This window comes from Hydrogenophaga sp., from assembly GCF_036675665.1.
GTDB lineage: Bacteria > Pseudomonadota > Gammaproteobacteria > Burkholderiales > Burkholderiaceae_C > Hydrogenophaga.
Genome location: NZ_JAKFEO010000107.1, coordinates 1 through 1,707, shown reverse-complemented (window position 1 = coordinate 1,707; position 1,707 = coordinate 1). Strand labels below are relative to the sequence as shown.

Annotated in this window: 1 protein-coding gene; it reads right to left on the bottom strand. The window is 65.9% G+C overall.

Translation table 11 applies throughout. The features are described from left to right. Positions 1-1,707 (bottom strand): Ig-like domain-containing protein (locus tag V6M63_RS22890; RefSeq protein WP_332745667.1); only part of this gene is annotated, 1,707 nt, incomplete at both ends.

Below are 1,707 nucleotides of genomic sequence, written 5' to 3'. Positions count from 1 at the left end.
GTGAGTGACCGGATCGGCGTAGCTCCAGCTCGTGCCCGAGACGGCGGCATAAGCCCAGCTGGCACCCCCATCGCTGGACACCTGGATCCTGCTGTCGTCCAGCAGCGCGCCATTGGTGCCGCTGATCTCCAGAACGGGGTCGCGCGTGATGAAGTCGGTGTCACTGGAGCCGCTGTCAATGGTGATCTTCGTGATCTCAACAGTCTCGCTCGCGAGAGGCGCCGTGGTGTCGATGGTGACATCCTGGCTGACGGACTGAAGCACGTTGTTCGTGGCGGTGTCGAGCACGCGCACGGTGTAGGTGAGCGTGCCTGCCGGGTGGATGACGTCATCGACGTAGTGCCAGCGGGTCGGGGTGTCCTGGACCACGCCGTGCCACGTGCCGTCGAAGCTGATCTCGATGACGCTGTTGGCCGCCAGCGTGGTATTGGTGCCGCTGACGCTCAGCTGGTCGTCCTGGGTGATGAAGTCGCTCGCGCTCGCGCCAGTGTCTTCGGTGATGCGCGTGATGGCCAATTGGCCGGTGTCCGTGGCCGAGGTGTCCACCGTGATGGTGTAGGTGCCGCTGGCCGCGCCCTGGTTGCCCGCGATGTCCTCGACATAGGCCTTGTATTGGTGAGGACCGTCAGCCAGGCCGGTGTCGGTGAAGTTCCAGTTGCCGTTGACGGGACTGACCTTGCCGATCAGGCCGCCGTTGCGGTAGATGGCGATGAATTCGCCCGCCGTCAGGGTTCCATTGAGCGTTCCGCTCAAGGCAGGGGACGTGTCGTCGGTGGAAGCCCCATCGGCCACCGGGCCTGTGACCGCGCCGGCGCTGTCTTCGATGCTCTGGATCGTGAGCGTGACATTGTCGCTCAGGTCCGAGGCGTGCGTGTCCACCAGCACGAGCTGGGTGACCACATTACCGCCCTTGCCCAGGGCGTCCAGCACGCGCACGCTGTAGGTGAACTCGCCTTCGTGGTTGACGGGATCCGCGTAGTGCCAGGTATTGCCCGTGACATCGGCGAAGTTCCAGCTGCCACCGCCGTCGCTGGACACCTGAATCTTGCTGCCGCTCGCCAGCGTGGCAATGGTGCCCCTGAGCTCCAGGAGGGTGTCGCTGGTGATGAAGTCGGCATCCGAAGAGCCGGTGTCGGTGCTGATGCCCGTGATGGTCAGCCCCTCGCTGGCGCCCGGCGGCGCAGCCGTGATGGTGACCACCCGGGTGTCGAAGGCGCCCACGTTGCCGGCGGTGTCGACCACGCGCACGCTGTAGGTGACCTCGCCGGTGCGCTCGGTGGCCGAGTCGTCGAAGCTCCAATTGGTGGCGCTGTCCTGGGTCACAAGGACCCACTCGCCGCCGTTGACGCTGACCTGGATCTTGTTGCCGTTGTCCAGGGCAACATTGGTGCCCGAGACGCTCAGGGTGGTGTCGCTGGTGATGAAGTCGTTGCCCGCTCCGGTGTCATCGCTGATGGCCGTGATGGCGACGAGCTGGCTCGCGGCCGGCGCGGTGGTGTCGATGGTGACCACCCGGGTGTCAAAGGCGCCCACGTTGCCGGCGGTGTCGACCACGCGCGCGATGTAGGTGACCGGGCCATCCGCGTGAGTGACCGGATCGGCGTAGCTCCAGCTCGTGCCCGAGACGGCGGCATAAGCCCAGCTGGCACCCCCATCGCTGGACACCTGGATCCTGCTGTCGTCCAGCAGCGCGCCATTGGTGCCGCT